13 protein-coding genes are annotated in these 18,684 nt (G+C 30.1%); 9 read left to right on the forward strand and 4 right to left on the reverse strand.

The genetic code is table 11. The features are described from left to right. Positions 1-21: 21 nt before the first annotated feature. The 4 genes from ACOSP6_RS13795 to ACOSP6_RS13810 form a co-directional block, all read right to left on the reverse strand. The gene (locus tag ACOSP6_RS13795) at positions 22-189 is read right to left on the reverse strand and encodes a hypothetical protein (protein ID WP_422094572.1); all 168 of its coding nucleotides are present in this window, start codon (positions 187-189) and stop codon (positions 22-24) included. A 126-nt stretch (positions 190-315) separates the two neighbouring features. Next, entirely contained in the window at positions 316-2,046 is a 1,731-nt protein-coding gene (locus tag ACOSP6_RS13800; RefSeq protein ID WP_422094571.1) for a tetratricopeptide repeat protein, read from the reverse strand. After that, positions 2,039-2,884: a thiopeptide-type bacteriocin biosynthesis protein gene (locus ACOSP6_RS13805; protein ID WP_422094570.1), complete on the reverse strand. Its 846-nt coding sequence runs from the start codon at positions 2,882-2,884 to the stop codon at positions 2,039-2,041. The genes ACOSP6_RS13800 and ACOSP6_RS13805 overlap by 8 nt, the downstream gene beginning before the upstream one ends. Beyond that, complete coding sequence (locus ACOSP6_RS13810) at positions 2,884-5,103, reverse strand: lantibiotic dehydratase family protein (protein WP_422094569.1); 2,220 nt, start codon at positions 5,101-5,103, stop codon at positions 2,884-2,886. Before ACOSP6_RS13810 ends, ACOSP6_RS13805 begins: the two co-directional genes overlap by 1 nt. A gap of 296 nt (positions 5,104-5,399) precedes the next feature. On the opposite strand from ACOSP6_RS13810, the gene ACOSP6_RS13815 reads away from it, so the two are divergent. From ACOSP6_RS13815 to ACOSP6_RS13855, 9 genes are all read left to right on the forward strand, one after another. Continuing rightward, a complete protein-coding gene (locus tag ACOSP6_RS13815) occupies positions 5,400-6,047 on the forward strand; it encodes a helix-turn-helix domain-containing protein (protein ID WP_422094568.1) in 648 nt (215 codons plus the stop codon). 410 nt (positions 6,048-6,457) lie between these two features. Further along, positions 6,458-6,976 (forward strand): cyclic nucleotide-binding domain-containing protein, encoded by a 519-nt coding sequence (locus ACOSP6_RS13820; RefSeq protein ID WP_422094567.1) that lies wholly within the window; start codon positions 6,458-6,460, stop codon positions 6,974-6,976. A gap of 12 nt (positions 6,977-6,988) precedes the next feature. Beyond that, positions 6,989-8,542 (forward strand): TolC family protein, encoded by a 1,554-nt coding sequence (locus tag ACOSP6_RS13825; protein ID WP_422094566.1) that lies wholly within the window; start codon positions 6,989-6,991, stop codon positions 8,540-8,542. Positions 8,543-8,554: 12 nt separating this feature from the next. Continuing rightward, the gene (locus ACOSP6_RS13830) at positions 8,555-9,820 is read left to right on the forward strand and encodes an NHLP bacteriocin system secretion protein (protein ID WP_422094565.1); all 1,266 of its coding nucleotides are present in this window, start codon (positions 8,555-8,557) and stop codon (positions 9,818-9,820) included. A 13-nt stretch (positions 9,821-9,833) separates the two neighbouring features. Further along, positions 9,834-12,023 carry an NHLP family bacteriocin export ABC transporter peptidase/permease/ATPase subunit gene (locus tag ACOSP6_RS13835; protein ID WP_422094564.1) on the forward strand — a complete coding sequence of 730 codons (2,190 nt, stop codon included), beginning with the start codon at positions 9,834-9,836 and terminating at the stop codon, positions 12,021-12,023. A gap of 8 nt (positions 12,024-12,031) precedes the next feature. Continuing rightward, a complete protein-coding gene (locus ACOSP6_RS13840; protein WP_422094563.1) occupies positions 12,032-14,938 on the forward strand; it encodes an NHLP bacteriocin export ABC transporter permease/ATPase subunit in 2,907 nt (968 codons plus the stop codon). Beyond that, the gene (locus ACOSP6_RS13845; protein ID WP_422094562.1) at positions 14,939-16,075 is read left to right on the forward strand and encodes a DUF7005 family protein; all 1,137 of its coding nucleotides are present in this window, start codon (positions 14,939-14,941) and stop codon (positions 16,073-16,075) included. Further along, a complete protein-coding gene (locus tag ACOSP6_RS13850) occupies positions 16,072-18,225 on the forward strand; it encodes an adenylate/guanylate cyclase domain-containing protein (RefSeq protein WP_422094561.1) in 2,154 nt (717 codons plus the stop codon). Before ACOSP6_RS13845 ends, ACOSP6_RS13850 begins: the two co-directional genes overlap by 4 nt. Positions 18,226-18,332: 107 nt before the next feature. Further along, positions 18,333-18,674 (forward strand): NHLP leader peptide family RiPP precursor, encoded by a 342-nt coding sequence (locus ACOSP6_RS13855; RefSeq protein ID WP_422094560.1) that lies wholly within the window; start codon positions 18,333-18,335, stop codon positions 18,672-18,674. Positions 18,675-18,684 lie beyond the last annotated feature (10 nt).

An 18,684-nucleotide genomic window follows, 5' to 3' on the forward strand; every position in this document is an offset into this window, starting at 1 on the left:
ATCTCTTTTTTTTGAATTTGATTAAGGTAATAATTGATTCCCTTTATCTTTAGTTTTAGTAGTGGTTTGGAAAACTGAACAAACAGGATTTTGTCCACCATTCACGTTTCCGCCAAAAATCTCGCTTGAGTTTTTAATTTTAGTTACTCTAAACTTTTCTAATTTTAATTCTTTTTTTTGATTTCCCATTATACTTTATTTTAGATTTATTTCTGTGGCTAAACTATATAATATAAAGGTTCAAAAAAAACGATATAATAACAGATTTATAAATCTATAGCTCTGAATTCGTAAAAAGAACACATTAAAATACTGCTAGTCAGCGTGTTGTTTTTTTTCTAGTTGTTTTATGAAATAAGAAGGTTGTAGTTTCGTTTTTTTGTGAAATGCAATTGAAAAAGTCTGTTGACTATTAAATCCTGATTCTTCGGAAATGGCTTTTATGGTATATGATCTGAATTTTTTATCGGTAGTTAATCTATTAATTGCATAGTCAATTTTTAGATTATTTAGATAGTTTGCAAAGTTTGTTCCTTTTTTAAAGTTTATGACTTTTGATAAATATGAACTATTTGTTTTAAGTTCTTTTGCAAGAGAAGATAAGGTGTATTTCTTTTTCAAGAATTGTTCTTTATCCTCAAACTTTTTTAAATCGGAAAGAATTTTTTGAATATTCTCCTCTGAAACTCCTGTTATTTCAATTTTATTTTCAGATGAATTTTCTTCAATTTTAATTTCAGATTTCCCTAATATTTCTTCAACATCTTGTTTTTTTGAAGCAACTTGAGCTGAATTTTGTTCAACTACAAGTGTAAATCGCTTTTTAAGAATATAGTTTCTTCGAAATAGTAAAATAATTCCTGCCAAAGCAATTATACTAATTACTAAAAAGATAATTTTTAAACTATTATTGTTGTTTTCATTTTCTTTAAGAGTAGAAATTAATTTTTCCTTTTCTGAGAGTAAATAAGGTATTTCGTAACTTTTAGTTATTTGCTGAGAAACTCTACGAGATTTTGAGTTGTAAACAGAATCAAATTTCATCAAAGCATTAATGTATAATAGCTGTTTGTCATATTCTTTTTCAGCTTTATAGTGATTGATTAAATATTGGTATCCATCCAAAATTTCAAGAGCCACATCATTGGTTTCTTGTAAAAACAAGTGTGCTTTTTTAAGATAAGTAATAGCACTATCCTTTTTACCTAATTCATAATAGGTTTTGCCAATGTAAGATTGATTAATAGCTGTTGTTAAATCGTCGCCTTGTTTTTCAATACTATGTAAACTCTCCAAAAGAGCTTTTAATGCCTTGTCATATTCTTTTTTGTAATAAGCGTTAATTCCGTAGTTTAATTTAAATCGTGTTTTAACAATAATATCTGTACTGTTTAATGTTCTTCTAATTCCTTCATCAATCATTATTTGAGCGGAATCTAATTTTTTGGTATATATAAGTGCATCACAATAGGCATAAATCCCTCTGTTATAGTAAAATTCTCTATTAGGGAAGTCTAATTTATCCAGTTCTTTCAAGTAACTTTTAAATAATCGTTTTGCCTCCTCTCGAAATCCTAATCTATATTTTATTGAAGCGATATCGAATTTAACACTTGCATGATGAAAGTTATTGTTTTGAGTATGTTTTAATGCTAAGACATAAAATTTTAAAGCATTGTCGAAATCTCCCTTTTGGTGAAATACTATTCCTTTAGTTTCATAAGCGATTGCTGGGTATTTCGGATGGTTTTTTAATTTTTTCGAAAGATTAATAATACTATCTACATATTGTAAAGAAAGTTCATCGTTGTATATGCGTGATAAAAAGTAATAACCATCAGCAATTCTAACTAAATTATTTTCTTTTTTAGCTTTTATTAAATAAGCTTGAGCATGATTAAATTCTGTGATTGAGTCATATTCTATTTTTTGAAAGCTTACTTTGAGATTCTCATATTTTTCATTTACTAAAGAATCTATAACAGCGTTTTGTGTAAATATAGACTGAATAATTAGTAGGAATAGGAAGGTTAACTTTTTATTCATTTGTGCTGGTTTTTAATTGGTAATATTTTTGGAGACAACTATAACAAACTAGTTCGTGTAAACGTTGTTTATCTCTAAATAATCTGTTAACTGTCATGTGTATATAACTAGATAGCAAATCTTCTAATAAAATGTTTTCTTTTGGTAGCTTTTTTAATATAGAATTTGCAATATTTTGAACGCCATTGATATCAATTAAGTCATAATAACTCTTGAAGGATTCATTATTTAGGTTGAAAAAAGATAGAATAGCAGGTCTTAGATTCTGATATTTAATATTTAATTGTTTGTTTAATTGTTTATCTGCATTGAATTCCTGTTTAAAGGATTCAAGAAGTTCTTTTGCAAATTGTAATTTTCTTTCAAGAGTAAACTCAAAACTATCAAGGATTGTATCTATATATTTCAACGAAAACAAGAATTGCGTTTCATCGTTTTGGATACTAGATAAAGCTTGTAAGCAAAGTTGGCTATCTAAAAAGAAAAAATCTTCCGCCAGGCTAATAGTTGAATATCCATACCTTTCAAGCTCTCTGTTATATACATCTGACTGGACATTCCATATAAATCCATTCTCAAAATATTCTTTGAGTTGCATGTTTACTGACTGAATAATTTTTCCGTTATGATTATTATTGGTAGATAAAAATCGAACTCTTAAATGATTTTGTGGATCTTGATACCGAATAAAAAACCACTTTTCAATTAAATTCTCCTGTAAGAGTTTATTAGATAATGGTTGAATTAGTTCAGTAAGAATTGTATCGGAAGTTTTTTTACCACAATAAATTTTATAGTACAACCACTGATCACCAAATAAAAATTTCCGTTGTACCATTAGCTCTTATTTAGTTTAGATTGGTTGTAAAAAGTAAATAAACATTCATTAGTAAAGTATTCATTGTTGCTATTGCTAACAAATGTGTTGCTTGTATGTAAAAATTCTTCTAATGTTATCTTTTCTTTTTTTCTGAGTGTTTCTTTTAAAATTAAAACACTATCAAGATGATTTAAATTAATTAATAATGTATTATCATTATTAACTATTTGAATAAAATCGGGCACATTGTTTTCTGCTTGCCAGTTTTTTATAATTGAAATCGTATCGTCGTGTTTAGATTCTAAAAATTCTGGGATTGCATCTTTATGTAATATCCATTTAGCCTTGGATAATATAATATTCTTATATACAACTCTTGGTAAAAAACTGTTGTCAGCAATAATGGAAGGCCAAGAAAAATCTAAACTATCTCTTTGATTCTGTAATTCTAAATCAGCCAAAAATTCATATACAGGTAGCGCATTAAGCGAATAATTATGAGCATTTGTAAGTTTAGGAAGTATTTCTTTTTGTAGTTTTTTAGATCTTAGAATAACTTTATTATTTCTTACAGATACTAATAAATCGTTTAAATTAAGCTGATTTTCTTCCTTTAAAGTTGATTTTGAGATGTAAGGAATTTCAAAATCTCGTAAGTGGTTTCTTCTTAAAATATTACCAACCCTAGATTCTGGAAGATGAACAATTTCAGCTAAAATTTTATCAGTATGCATTTGTTGTTCAATAGCTGTAATTTTTTTTACATATTCCTCAACCCTTTTTGAATGAGTGAAACGCCCTAACAATTTTCCTGCACTTGCACTTAAATTATACAACATGATTAAGTTATCATTGTCATTTTGAATAACTTCTGTAAAGGCAGATAATGTATCTGGTAAGTAATTGTTTTCCGATATTATATTGTCAAAATCTTCTTCATTAAGAACTAAAATAGTTTCCTTGTTTCGTTGAGATGCTAAAAACTTATTGATAATAATTTTTTCTGCATCATTTAATTCATGCTGTGATATAAATTTTTTCTTTTTGGTGGGGGTAATATCTTTTAAAAAAGGAGTGGTATCAGAAACTAATGAATTCTGGATATAACCTATTCCGCTTTCAACATCTAAAACTTCATTAAGTAGCACCTCTTGGTCTTCATATCTTTGAGTAAACCTATTTTTAAAACGAGTTAAATTTTTGTTTTCTTGGTATTTACTAATTTTTAATAAAAAAGGAATGACTTTTTTAATTTGATAAACTACTTTTTGATTTATTTCATTAGTTGTTGTTGTTAATTCTAGATCTGTTTGAAATAAATAATTCGGATTATAATTAATATCTAATTCTTTTACAATCTCAATGATTTCATTATAGTTAGAAACATTATTTCCAATTTTTTTATCTAAATCGCCCAAGGATTTTTGTAAAGAATATAACTTTTCAAGACTAAGTTTAGAGTCTTTGCAAGACTCTAGTTCACTTATTAAAGTATCGAAAGTATCACCTCCAGTTATAGAAACTTCTATACTATTGACTAATATTTTATTATAAATCAATGAATCAATAAAATCAGATGCTTCTTCTTTAGAGATTTTATCTGAACTTAATAAGTTAACTAACTCATTGTAATTAGCTCCATTTTCACTTTTTTTAATTATTGCATCTAAATACTCGTTTTTATAAACAGCTTCTATGCTATAACTCCTTTGATTTTTTTCCGATTGATAATCAATATATCTATACTGATTATAAAAAGGATACAAAGAAGAGTTTGGAAAGTATATGGTATTCTTTTTTATAGATTCTTTTTTTGAATAAGCAGCAGCTAAATTAAACAAGAAGTCGGTATCAAAACTTGTTCTTCTTTTGAATGAATCAAATGTATTTAACTCTAGCGCAGTTCTATCCGTAATTTCTCCAACACCTATTCCAGAAAATAAACCAAAAGGGGTACATCTGGTAGAGGCTCTGTAAAGATATTTTAAAAAGGAAAATTTTAATGTAGCTAACTTTTCATCATTAGCGACTGAAATATTTTTTTCTATTTCATCGTACAATGTCTTTGAAGCTAAAAAAATAGCTTCTTTAATAACAGGTTTTTTCCATAACTTTTTTAAATCATCCAACTCAAAAGAGGATTTTTTTACAATCTCTTTATAAAAGTTTAAGGACAAAATGGGACTTCTAAAACAAAAATCTCTTAAAAAAGTATAAGGATTTGTAGTTTTTTTCATTTGGTTTCTTGAGACTAGCCACAAAAATAGCTTTTTTCTAGAAACTAAAAAGTTAAAAGGTTTAATTAACTGTCATACAATGTGTTGCGGTTTTCACTTGTATGTTTTCAATTTATAAATCTAGGGTTATAGATTTATAAATCTGGAGTTAGATAGTTTTTTTTCACCCAATTTCTGTAGTTGATTTGTAAGTGTGTTAAAACCAAAAGAAGGTCATATAAAAAACTTTTGAATTAATACAAATCAATCAATCAAAATTCAAACGGGGAATTTGAAATTTAAAAACAGAAAGTATTATGAATTTGAGTTTAAATAATACAGAGGGGTCGGCTAACATTGACATGCTATCTAAATTATTAAGAGATATAGAATCTCCATTATCATCAATAATTGAGGAGTTTAATAAATCTGATAATAAAGAGGCCCAAGAAGTAGCAAAGAATGAACTAATCTTTACGCATAGCTTAGAAATTAAGAGAATTGTTGATGAGGTTGTGAAAAAAGCAAATGGAACCACATTCGAAGATTTGGTTTTTTTTAAGGTGTATAGCTCAAACGAACGAGTGAAATCTATGTGTAAAGAAGAGCTTAATACTAACAAAATTTCAAAACGGGATATTTCTTGGTTGCAAAAAATGGAACAAGAAATTCATAAAAATATAAAACACAAAGATCTGAATCTATATGACTTGTCTTTTAAATTATCGGTAAGTGAAAGACAATTACATCGAAAAATTAAAAGTTTAGTCAAGCTAACTCCGAATAAGTATATCAGAATTTTAAAATTACATAAAGCAAAGAGTTTGATTGATAGTTATTTATATGATACAGTGTCACAAATTTCTTATGCGGTAGGATATTACGACACGCATTACTTTTCAAAATTGTTTAACCAACAATATGGAATGTATCCTAAAGAGTTATTGAAATCAAAAGAGTATTAATATAAGCTAGAAGTGGTGTATTTTTATTTCTATTTATTTCTCATTATACAATTATGTTAACTGCTTTCTAGCTTTTTTCATTCGTGTTATGAATAAAGAACCCTCGATTTAGATAAGTATTGAACATAGTAAAAAGTGTAAGGGCACAGAGGTGTTTAATTTTATTTAAATTTTAATTGTTGACAATTGAGAAATCTATCTAGCGGTCTTGACTTAAAGGCCGCTTTTTTTTGACTTATATGTAAGAGTTTTCTCTTGATTTGTTGTTTTTAAATGTTTGTACTACAGTTTTTTAAGTGATTTTTTTTGAAAAGATACATTTGGCAGTTATAGCAGTTTTGTTGTCGTTTTTCTAGTAATGAGTAAAGCTAATTTAGCTAGCATAAATAGATAACAGAAAAAATATAATTATGAAACGAGTACTTTTCTTATTAGGGCATCTAGATGATATCGATATCGAATGGATGATTAATAACGGATATAAAGAAGAATTAGAAGTAGGTGATAGATTGATAGAAAAAGGTAAGACAATTGATAGTTTATATATCGTTCTATCTGGGAAATTGTCAATTACTGATGGAGAAAGTGACAACCTTATTGCAGAAATTGGAGCTGGTGAAATCGTAGGGGAGATGTCATTTTTAGAGTCTCGTCCACCTTCTGTTTCAGTTATGGCTACAGAGGAAACAAGTGTATATGCAATTTCAAGAGAATTAATGAATAGCAGATTAGCGTCGAATCTTGAATTTAAAGCAAACTTCTATTATGCTTTGGCGTTATTCCTGTCAAACAGATTACGAAAAACAACAAGTCAGTTGGGCTATGGAAACCCTAGTGAAGAAGATCTTATAGATGAGTCTGTTCTTGATGGCGTTTCAGTCGGGGGGTCAAGATTTGGGCAAATTTTACAAAAATTTTCAGAAGTATAATTAGAGGGGAACATGGGGAATCGATTTCAAATCACAATTTTATTATTTTCATTTCTACAATTAATAAATGCTCAAGAGTTACAAAAAGGTAGTATTGTAAATCTTGCAGAATTAACTTTAGATAAAAGTCCAATTGTTCAAACGAATCAATTGTCAATTTTAAATGCAGAAGGAGATTATCAAATTCAAAAAAGTTTATTTGATTATCAATTAACATCGGGGATTACTACTGATAGAACAGTTTCTAATTTATATTCTTTTGATCCGAGAACAAATGCTCTTTCTGAAGATTTAAAGGCTAATCGTTTTATAACTTCTTTAGGTTTACAAAAGCGATTTAGAATAGGATTAATTGCTGATTGGTCCGTTAATTATTCTATGTCTAAGGATAACTACCAACTGGATAGATTTTTTAGAGATGTTGGAGCAAATATAGGAGAGCATACAGTATCAAGTTCGTTTTCTTTAACTCAACCTTTACTTCGAGGAAGTGCAGATGTTGCTTCTGCATTAGAAGAATCATCATTGCTTGACTTAGAGAGTGAAAAAACTAATTTGAATTTTAGGAACTCATTTGAGATATTACAATTAGCCGATGCTTATTGGCAGTATGTTGCTGCTTTCCAAAGTTTAGAAATCTTTAGAGAAAATGAGTTACGAGTACAAAGGGTTTTAGAGATTACAGAAGAACTAGTAAAGGCGGATAAAAAACCAGCAGGAGATCTTGCGCAAATTCAGGCGGATTTAGCGAACCAAGTAAGGCAAACAAAAGCGGCTGAACAACAATATTATAGCGCTAAATTAAATTTAGGAAGGGTTATTGGTTTAAGCGAATCTGATAGTAAAGCATTAAATGATCCAAATGATCAGTTTCCGCAAGTTTTGGCTTCAGGGTATACTAACAATATTAATGTTCAGGATTATATTTCTTTGGCAATTGAAAACAGAAGTGATATTGAGGCTTCATTGCAAACTGAAGAGGCAATTAAAACAAGGTTAAGTTTAGCGGAAAATAGTAAGAAACCTCAGTTAAACTTATCTGGATTTGTGAACTATGGAGGATTGAATTTTGGTAACGGATTGAATAATGCATTGTCGACTTTTACGCAGAATGACGGGAGAAGTGTTGGGTTTGGAGTTCGATTAAATTTTCAATTTGCATTAAATAATAACAACGCACGCGGTAACTACTTAAAGAACAAAACACTCTTTGAAAATCAACAAATTTCAAATGACAATTTAAGAAGAAACGTATCTCTTAACGTTTCTATTGCAGTAAATAACTTGCAAAATAGTGTATCAATACTTGAAAAAGCGGAAGAATCTTTACGATACTATCGTCAGGTCTTTGATAACGAAAAAGAAAAATTTCAAAACGGTTTAACTACGTTATTGAACTTAATCTTATTTCAAGAACGATTAACATTTGCGCAGCTTGAATATTTGCAGGCAAATCAACAATTCGCTTCAGCAATTGTAAGTCTTAGGTACCAAACAGGTACACTTCTTAAAAAAACAAACTCAAAAATTACTACGGAATTATTTTACACGATTCCAAAAAAATAAAAACTAAATAAAATGGCAGCAGGATTTTTTAGAAAAGCGGCGTTAGAGAAGCTTTCAACACCAGAAAAACTTGATCAGTTAATAAAAGTTACAAGTCCAAAAGGATGGATAGCATTGGTAACTGTATTTGTAGCATTAACTACAGGAATTATGTGGTCTTTCTTCGGAAATATTAAAACAAAACTAAATGTTGTAGGAGTTTTATTAGGAGGAGAAATTCATGAAGTTGTTTCAACATCTCAAGGACAATTGATTAAGTTGAATATTAATATTGGAGATGAAATTGAAAAAGGACAAGTGGTTGGTTTAATTGAACAACCAGAGTTATTTCAACAAATAGAAGAAGTAAAAGCGTCTTTAAAAGAACGTGAATTTGAATTACAAAGATTGCTGTCTTTCGGTAGTGAAGATACAAAGCTTCAAGGAGAATTAATTGTACAACAGAGAAGTAGTATTGAATTACAAATAAAATCGGATCAGAAAAGATTAGACTTTTTAAGAAATCAATTAGAAACTGAGAACGGTTTATATAAGAAAGGATTAATCACAAGATCACAAGTTATTAATACAGAACAACAAATTGAAGCTTCAAAAAATTCAATCGAACAATTAAAAGCAAAATTAGTTCAAACTTCAAGTCAAAAGTTAAACTTAGGCTTTGATTTACAACAAAAAATAAATCTAAGTAAGCAACGCATTTCTGAAACTGAGAGAAGATTGAAACACTTAGAGGAGCGATATGCAAAACAAACAAAAATTACAAGTTCTTATTCTGGCGAAGTGGTTGAAATATTATCAGATATAGGAGTAATTGTAAGTCAAGGTTCTCCTTTATTCAAGTTGAAAAATCAAAACCAAAGTAAAGGCGATAGTAAGTTAAGAGGTGTGTTATACATTCCTTCTCAAGATGGAAAAAAAATTAAAGAAGGAATGCAGGCTTTAGTTGTGCCATCAACAGTGCAGCCACAAGAATTTGGTTTTATGAAAGGAAAAGTTACATACGTTTCTGATTTTCCAATAACACAGAAAGGAATGATGATGACCGTTAAAAATGACCAATTAGTTCGTGGTTTATTACAACAAGGAGCATTATTTGAAGTGTATGTAGAGTTTGAAAAAGACAAGGATGCTTATAGTGGATTCAAGTGGACTTCTGCACAAGGACCTAAAATTTTAATTAATGAAGGAACTTCATGTATGGGAAAAATTACTGTGAAATCAGAGCCTCCTATTGCTTTAGTAGTGCCTGCATTTAAGAAGTTCTTTGACCTTTATTAATACCATCTGAATTATGTTTACTAAAAAAGAAAATATAAATAAGAAGCTCCCGAAAAGAGTAACTACACCTACCGTTTTACAAATGGAAGGTGTAGAGTGTGGAGCAGCTGCCTTAAGTATTATATTAGGATATTACGGAAAGTTCGTTCCATTAGAAAAATTAAGAATCTCTTGTGGGGTTTCTAGAGATGGTTTAAAAGCTACTAATATTTTAAAAGCTGCAAGACAATATGGTCTTGAGGGTAAGGGATATGCAAAATCAATAGAGAAGCTTAAAGAGTTAGAAATGCCAGCTATTATTTTCTGGAATTTTAATCACTTTTTAGTAATTGAAGGGTTTACAAAAGATAGAGTGTATTTAAGTGATCCTGCTCAAGGTAGGTATTATGTTAGTCATCAAGAGTTTGATGACGCTTATACAGGAGTTGTTCTAACACTTAAACCTGGGGAAAATTTTGAAAAGGGAAATGAGAAAAAAGGTTTATTAAGCGCTTTAGCTTCAAGAGTTTCTAATTCTAAGTTAAGTTTAACCTATATTATTTTAGCGAGTTTATTTCTGGTAATTCCAGGATTGGTAATTCCATCGTTCACTAAGATTTTTATTGACAAATATTTAATTAATGGAATTTCAGGTTTTGTGATGCCTCTATTATTAATTATGGGAGGTATGTTAGCAGTAAATGCACTACTGGTATATATTCAGCAGTATTATTTATTACGATTGGAAACAAAACTAGCTTTAACCACCTCGAGTAAGTTTTTATGGCATGTTTTTCATTTACCAATTGCCTTTTTTACTCAGCGTTACAGTGGAGAAATAGGAAGTAGAGTTTCTTTAAACGATAAAGTAGCTAAATTACTAAGTGGAGATTTAGCAAACTCAGCGTTAAACGTTATTATGGTGGTGTTTTATGCGATGTTAATGTTTTCATATGACGTGCTTTTAACGTTTATAGGAATTTTTATGGCGAGTTTAAATATTGTTATCCTTAGATATGTTTCAAGAGCCAGAAAAGATGGGAGTAGAAGATTGTCTAGTGAAAATGGAAAGTTACTAGGAACTACAACTTCGGGAATTAGTATGATTGAAACCTTAAAAGCTTCTGGAAGAGAAAATGATTTCTTTACAAACTGGACAGGTTACTTAGCAAAAGTTACTAACGCTCAGCAAGAATTAGGTTGGTTAACCACACGACTAAATACAGTACCACCTTTATTAATGTCTTTAAACAGTGCAATTATTTTAGGGGTTGGAGCTACTAGAGTTATGAATGGAGAAATGACATTAGGTATGTTAGTAGCATTTCTTTACTTGATGAATAATTTTATTGGTCCCGTAAACCAGTTAGTTACTGTTGGAAGTCTTCTACAGGAAACAGAAAGTGACATGACGAGAATAGACGATGTTCTTAATTATGAAGTATCAAGTGAGTTTGTTGAAGAAGAAAACACTCAAAAACAAACTAATAAGTTTCAAAATAAACTAACAGGTCATTTTGAAATGAAGAATGTAACTTTTGGTTACAATACTACTATGGATCCTTTAATTGAAGATTTTAATTTGAAGTTAAAACCAGGAAGTAGAGTTGCCTTAGTCGGAGGTTCAGGAAGTGGTAAATCTACAGTAGCACGCTTAGCATCTGGGCTTTATGATCCGTGGAAAGGCGAAATTTTATTTGATGATACGCCTAGAAGAGAAATTCCAAGACACATAGTTAACGAATCTGTTGCAGTTATAGACCAAGAGGTATTAATGTTTAAAGGAACTATCCATGAAAACATCGCTTTTTGGGACCACAAAATTCCTGAGAAAAGTATTATCCAGTCGGCCAAAGATGCTGCTATTCATGATGTCATTGCATCTAGAACCGAAGCATATGAAAGCGATGTAATTGAGAGAGGTTCTAACTTTAGTGGAGGACAACGTCAGCGTTTAGAAATAGCCAGAGCTTTGGCTTTAAATCCTTCCATTTTGGTAATGGACGAAGCTACAAGTGCTTTAGATCCAAAATCTGAAAAGATTGTTATGGATAATATAAAACGAAGAGGTTGTACCTGTTTAATTGTAGCACACAGGTTGAGTACTATCATGGATTGTGATGAAATTATTGTGATGGAATACGGAAAGATAGTTGAAAGAGGTACACATTTAGAATTAATGAATAATTCAGGAGCATATGCTCGTTTAATTGACGCAAAATAATCATCGAAATGTTTGAAAATAAAAAAATAAAATTAGCATCGAATGAATCACTTGTTTTAGGTGAGCACGATAGGTTTTGGATGATTACTTCTGGTGAAGTTGATATATTTTACGCTAGTGTAGATGAAAATGGAGCTTACAAGAGTAGCTTAAACTATTTATATACTGCGCAGAAAGGAGAACTTTTATTCAGTTTAATCACTTCTAAAGAAAATAAGCAAGATATTCAACTAATAGCTGTTAGTAAAGGAGCTTCATTAGTAGCTATCAATAAAAATAAGCTGTTAAATATTGATCATTTTCTTCTTGAAAACATGATTGATAAATGGATTTTAAAGCAAGTTCACTTAATTCATAAAAATTTAGCACCAAGAGTACATGCAACATTAGATAATTTTAAAGTTGAAGCTTTAAAGAAAGGCAGTATCGCATATCCATCTAAAAAGTTAGTTTGGGTTGAATTATTACAAGGAGAAATTAGCGCATATGCGGGAATTCAAAAACTAAAAACAAGTGATGAGTTTAAATTTCCAGTTCCGGTGTCAAGTAATTTTTGGATTACAGTTGATGAGAACAGAACAGAGGTAGCGGTTAAACCTACAATAGAAGTTCTGAATGATGAAATTTATTTTATGTTGGCAATGAATGATTTACAGCATCATTTATATACACAACTAATTTCTAATTTCAATGAAGCTAAAGAGCAGGAGCGCAAAAGAATAGCTAGTAAAGTTGAAACTGAACAAAATAAATTAACGGCTACTTTAGAGAAGTTAAAATCTATCATTTCAGGAACCAAAGAAGTTCTTGATGAAGATGCCGATACAAATCTAAATAACAATTTATTCAAAACATGTAAAATTATTGGTAACAGTATAGGTTTTAAATTTGAAGCGCCAAAGTATTTAGAGTCTTATAAAAATAATACTACGAATCAACTACAAGCAATTGCACAAGCTTCGAAAGTTAGGGTTCGAAAAATAATTTTAAGGGGAACTTGGTGGAAAGAAGAGAATGGACATCTTTTAGCTTTTAAGAAAAAAGATAAAACACCAGTAGCTTTAATTCAAAAATCACCTACAGTATATGTGCTTAAGGATGTAGCTACGGGCGAAGAGAAAAAAGTTGATTATAAAATTGCAGACGAGTTAGAACCAATTTGTTACATGTTTTTCTATGGATTTGATGGAACAATGAAATCTATTAAGGAAATAGGAAAGTTTGCAATTCAGGGAGTAAAAAAGGATTCAAAATATCTTATGATTGCTGCCTTTATTGGAAGTTTAGTAGGGTTACTAGTTCCAGTTCTTTCAGGAGTAATGTTTGATGATGTTATACCTACAGCCGATACTTCTTTGCATATGGAGGTCCTAATTATAATGGTTATGCTAGCAGTTGTAACTGCTGGAATGCAATTAATTCAAGGAGTTTTACAATTGCGCGTTGAAACTAAATCTAGTATCAATTTACAAGCAGGTGTAATGGATCATCTATTAAGGTTACCTGTTACATTCTACAAAAAGTTTTCTGCTGGAGATTTAACAAACCGAGCATTAAGTATAAATGGTATTCGACAAATACTTTCTAATACAGTAATGACAGCTGTATTAAGTGGAGCATTCTCTTTCGTAAATTTATTTTTACTTTTTTATTATGAGTCTAGCTTAGCTTGGATTGGTGTTGGATTGGCAGTTGCTGCGATAGCATTTATGACAGGTATTGGTATGTTGAAGTTAAAGTACGACAGGCAAATATCTGATACGCAAGGTGAGTTACAAGGATTTTTATTTGAGTTTTTATCTGGAATTACCAAAATTAGAATCACAGGAGGGGAAAGAAGAATTTTTGCTCTATGGGCAAATAAGTTTGCAAAACTTAAAAAATTAGGTTTCACTTCGGGAAGTTATCAAAACTATGTTGAAACATTTAACGCTTCTTATCCTTTATTAACTAACATGTTCTTCTTTGGATTTATTTATTATTCAGTAAGTAATGCGGCCAATGTTGGGGCAATGATTTCTGTAGGAGCTTTTATGGCATTCATAAGTGCATTCAATCAATTCTTAAGAGATTGTTTAAAAATGAGCATGGCATTAATTACTTCTCTTAACATTATCACTTTATACGAAAGAGTAAAACCAATTCTAGAAGAAAAACCAGAATCGGCAGAAGAAAGTTTAGATCCAGGAGAGCTTGAAGGCGATATTGAATTAAACTCAATTTCCTTTAGATATCACGAAGATCAACCACTTATTTTAAATGATCTTTCTTTTAAAATCAATTCGGGTGAAATGGTTGCTTTTGTCGGAACTTCAGGATCAGGAAAATCAACAATTATGAGATTACTTTTAGGTTTTGAAGAGCCAGAAGCAGGATCAATTTATTATGATGGAAATTCTTACGATTCAATGAGTAAGGATTTAGTAAGACGTCAAATAGGTGTTGTACTTCAAAACGGAGCATTAATGTCTGGAAGTATCTATAAAAACATCGTAGGAAATTCAGAATTAACTCTAGAAGATGCCTGGGAAGCAGCTAGAATGGCAGGAATGGAAGAAGATATTAAGCAAATGCCAATGGGAATGCATACTGTAATTAGTGAAGGGGCAGGAACTTTTTCAGGTGGACAAAGACAGCGTTTAATGATTGCTAGAGCCATTGTTCATAAACCTAGATTATTATTTATGGATGAAGCTACGAGTGCATTAGATAATAAAACGCAAAACATTGTATCTGAGAGTTTAGATAAATTACAAGCAACAAGAATTGTAATTGCGCATAGACTAAGTACAGTAAAAAATGCGGATAGAATTTATGTTTTAGATAAAGGAAAAATAGTAGAGTTTGGTTCGTACGATGAATTGATGAAGCAAGACGGGGTATTCTCAAAATTAGCGAAAAGACAAATCGCGTAAATGAAAAACCAAAAGAAATATCAATTTTTAAAAAGCTTTATTAATGATGATAAAGTTGTTGAAGAACTTTTAGATTATACCAAGAGTAAGTTCGAAAAAACAGAAAAGTCATCTTTTATAAAGTCAGATGAACCTTATATTAATACATGGGAGAAGTATAAAGAAGAATCATTAATTACTGGAGTTTTTCAAACACTAAAAAAATATATAGTTCAGTTTAATTTTCCTGTTGAACAAAATATATCTTCTACTGAGATATATAAAAACGCAACTTTAAGAGGAAAAAAAGAATTTCCTTTAGAGGGAATTCAACTAAATAATCCGGAGCAATTGGATTTAACTATTTACAATAGTCAATTAGTGGGAAAAGTTCCAGTTTTAATGGTGCCAAATCCAGAAGATTTTAAGACAATTATTCGAGCAATTTGTTACAAGAATGAGCCTCAACCAATGTCGGATTCTATGGGAGCTATTTTTATCAAGGGAATCAATAATTGGAATCGAATTGAAGAGTTAAAAGAGTATTGGAAAACCAAATCACCTTTTGAAAATTGGGGAAGTATATTCAAAAAACATGTATTACCAAACCCAAAGTTATATAAAGATAAGCTCATCATTTTAAGCACGAAACCGTACAGTGGCGTTAAAGCAAAAACTGTAAATGTTCCTGAAAATAAATGGAATGATTTATCGGTTTCAATTCGAAAAGAGCATGAATGCGCGCATGTGTTTACGTTGAATAATTATAATTCAATTTCGAAAAACATATACGACGAATTAATTGCTGATTATGCTGGAATTGTCAGTACACTTCAAAAGTTTGATAAAAACTGGATGCTTAATTTTTTAGGATTAGAAAACTATCCAAAGTATAGAGAAGGAGGACGATTTCAAAATTATTTGAGTGATGCACTGTCAGCAACAGCTGCAAATCATCTACAATATATAACTGTAAGAGCAATAGATAGTATTGCGAAATTTGATGAAAATTTAGGAGAGTTAACCTCTACAAATGATTATGTAAGTCGAATTAAAAGTTTATGTGAAACTGATTTATTGACTATGGCAATGGATCAAGGAGAAGAAGAACTGTTGAAAAACTATCATAAACAATTAGAAGAAGAATTGATACAATGAAGAAACACGAAAAAACATTATTTGAAGTTAATACCATCTTAGAAAAGGTTTCAACAATTCTTGATGCTGAAAGAAGCACCTTGTTTTTATTGAATGAGAAAAAATCTACGTTAGACAGTATTGTTGCACAAGGAGTTGAGAACATTACCATTTCTGTTCCTAAAAACACAGGTATTGTTTGGGATTCTTTTAATAAAGCTGAGCCAATAATAGAGAATGATGTTCAGAGTAATAAAAATTTCAATAACAAGTTCGATCATAAATTAGAATTTGTAACAAAGTCCGTTCTGTGTGTTCCTGTATTTAATGATAAAGCTGAAACCATTGGAGTAATACAATGTTTGAATAAACAATCGGGAGACTTTAAACCTAAGGATGTTAGAATTCTAAAGAGTTTTTCTGCTGCAATTCAGTTAATTATAAAAAATAGCGAATTGTATTATGCTAGTGAACATTTAAAAAATAATTTTTCGTCCCTGCTAGAGGTTTTTCAAGTGGTTTCATCGGAGCTTAATTTGAATAAGCTTATTCCACTTATCATGAATAAAGCGGCTGAGATTACAGATGCCGATAGAAGTTCGTTGTTTTTAGTAGATGAAGAGACTGATGAGTTATGGACTATTTTCGCAAAAGGTCTTGAAAATAATGTAGTTCGAACAAAAAAAGGCATTGTAGCAAGCGTAGCAAAAAGTAGAAAGGCATTAATTGTTAATGATCCTTATAGTCATCCAGAGTTTAATTCGGCTGTTGATAAAAAAACGGGTTATGTAACGAAATCTATTTTAAGTGTTCCAGTATTTAATTCAGAAAACAAAGTTTTAGGCGTTGTTCAATCAATCAACAAACATAAAGGTGCTTTTGATCAAGACGATTTAGATATTTTAACAGGATTTGCAAGCCAGATTAAAATTGCCATTGAAAATGCCAAGCTGTTCGATCAAATTCAAGGGATGAAAAACTACTTGAATATTTTAGTTCAAAACCTTGATAATGGAATTATTACTATCGATAATTCTTTAAAAATTAAAACAGCGAATAACCAGTTTTATAAAATTTTTGATGTGAATGAAGAATCAGCAATTATTGATAAAAAAATTGATGAGATATCATTCTTCGAAAATGCAATAAAAGAGTTATGTATTGAAACTTTAGTTTCGGGAAAAAAATCTTATCAAGAGAACTTTGAATTAAATATATCTGCGACTAAGTCCATCACATTTAATATTAGTATTCTTCCAATGAAGGATGTTAAAAACAATAATGTAGGTGTAATATTAGTTTTTAACGATTTAACGAAAGAAAAAAGAATCCAATCTAATTTAAGTAGATACATTCCTCAGCATTTGGTTAATGAGGTAATGAACAGAGATAATTTGTCAGCGTTAAAAGGAAAATACTCAAAGTGTAGTATTCTATTTTCTGATATCAGAAACTTTACCACGTTAACTGAGAAAATTGGTGCTATAGAAATTGTAAAGCTGTTGAATAATTACTTTGAAGCAATGATTTCTTTGGTGTACAAATATGATGGTATTTTAGATAAATTTATTGGTGATGCAATCATGTCTGTTTTTGGAATTCCGTATGCAAACATTTCTGATAGTAAAAATGCAGTTAATTGTGCTTTAGAAATGTTAGGAATACTTAAAAATCTTAATCAAGAAAACAAACTCTCACCAAATATTCACATTGGTTTAGGAATTAGCACAGGTAATGTTGTTTCCGGTAATATTGGATCTGAAAAAAGATTTGAATATACTGTAATAGGTGATTCAGTAAATCTAGCCGCAAGACTAGAAAGTGCAACGAAAACTTATAATATAGATTTATTGATTTGTGAACAAACCTACGATGAAATTAAAGATGAATTTTATTGCAGACAAATTGATACAATTTACGTTAAAGGAAAACAATTTCCAGTAAATATCTTCACCGTAATTAAGAGTAAAAAAGAAAAACTCACTGAAGAAGAGATAAGTTTTAATACTGCTTTTTCTAAAGGATTAGCTTCTTACAAACAAGAAGATTACAAAACTGCCACTACGTATTTTTTAACGGCAAGAAAATACAATCAGGAAGACGGCCCTACCTCAGTTTTTATTGAAAAATGTAAAAGTTTTTTGTTAGAAACAGGAAATGTTCAAGCTTAAATTACCGAAGTACTCAATGTACTTTTATCAGAGTTTTTGTCATTTTTATCATAACCATTTTTAAGAACTTTAAAGTGTATAATGAGGGTAATTCTAAAAGCAAAATAATGGAGTCAACAGAAGAGCAAAAAGTATTCAAACAGATTATTGTTGAAGCATGGGAAAACCCTAATTTTAAAGAAGAGCTGATGAGCTCACCTTTGGAAGCTATTGAACAATTAACCGGAAAAACATTAATTATCCCAGAAGGGAAAACCTTTGTAGTAAAAGATCAATCAAATGAATCTATTATATATTTTAATATTCCTGCTAAACCTAATATGGAAGATGTTGAGTTAGATGATGATCAACTTGATATTGTTGCTGGAGGAGGAGGTAATCCTGATCCACCAATTATTCTTTCAACAGGAATTTCTGAAGTTACAGTATCTGATGGAAGTGGAGGTTAATAAAATCAAA

The organism is Tenacibaculum sp. MEBiC06402 (assembly GCF_049239625.1).
GTDB lineage: Bacteria > Bacteroidota > Bacteroidia > Flavobacteriales > Flavobacteriaceae > Polaribacter.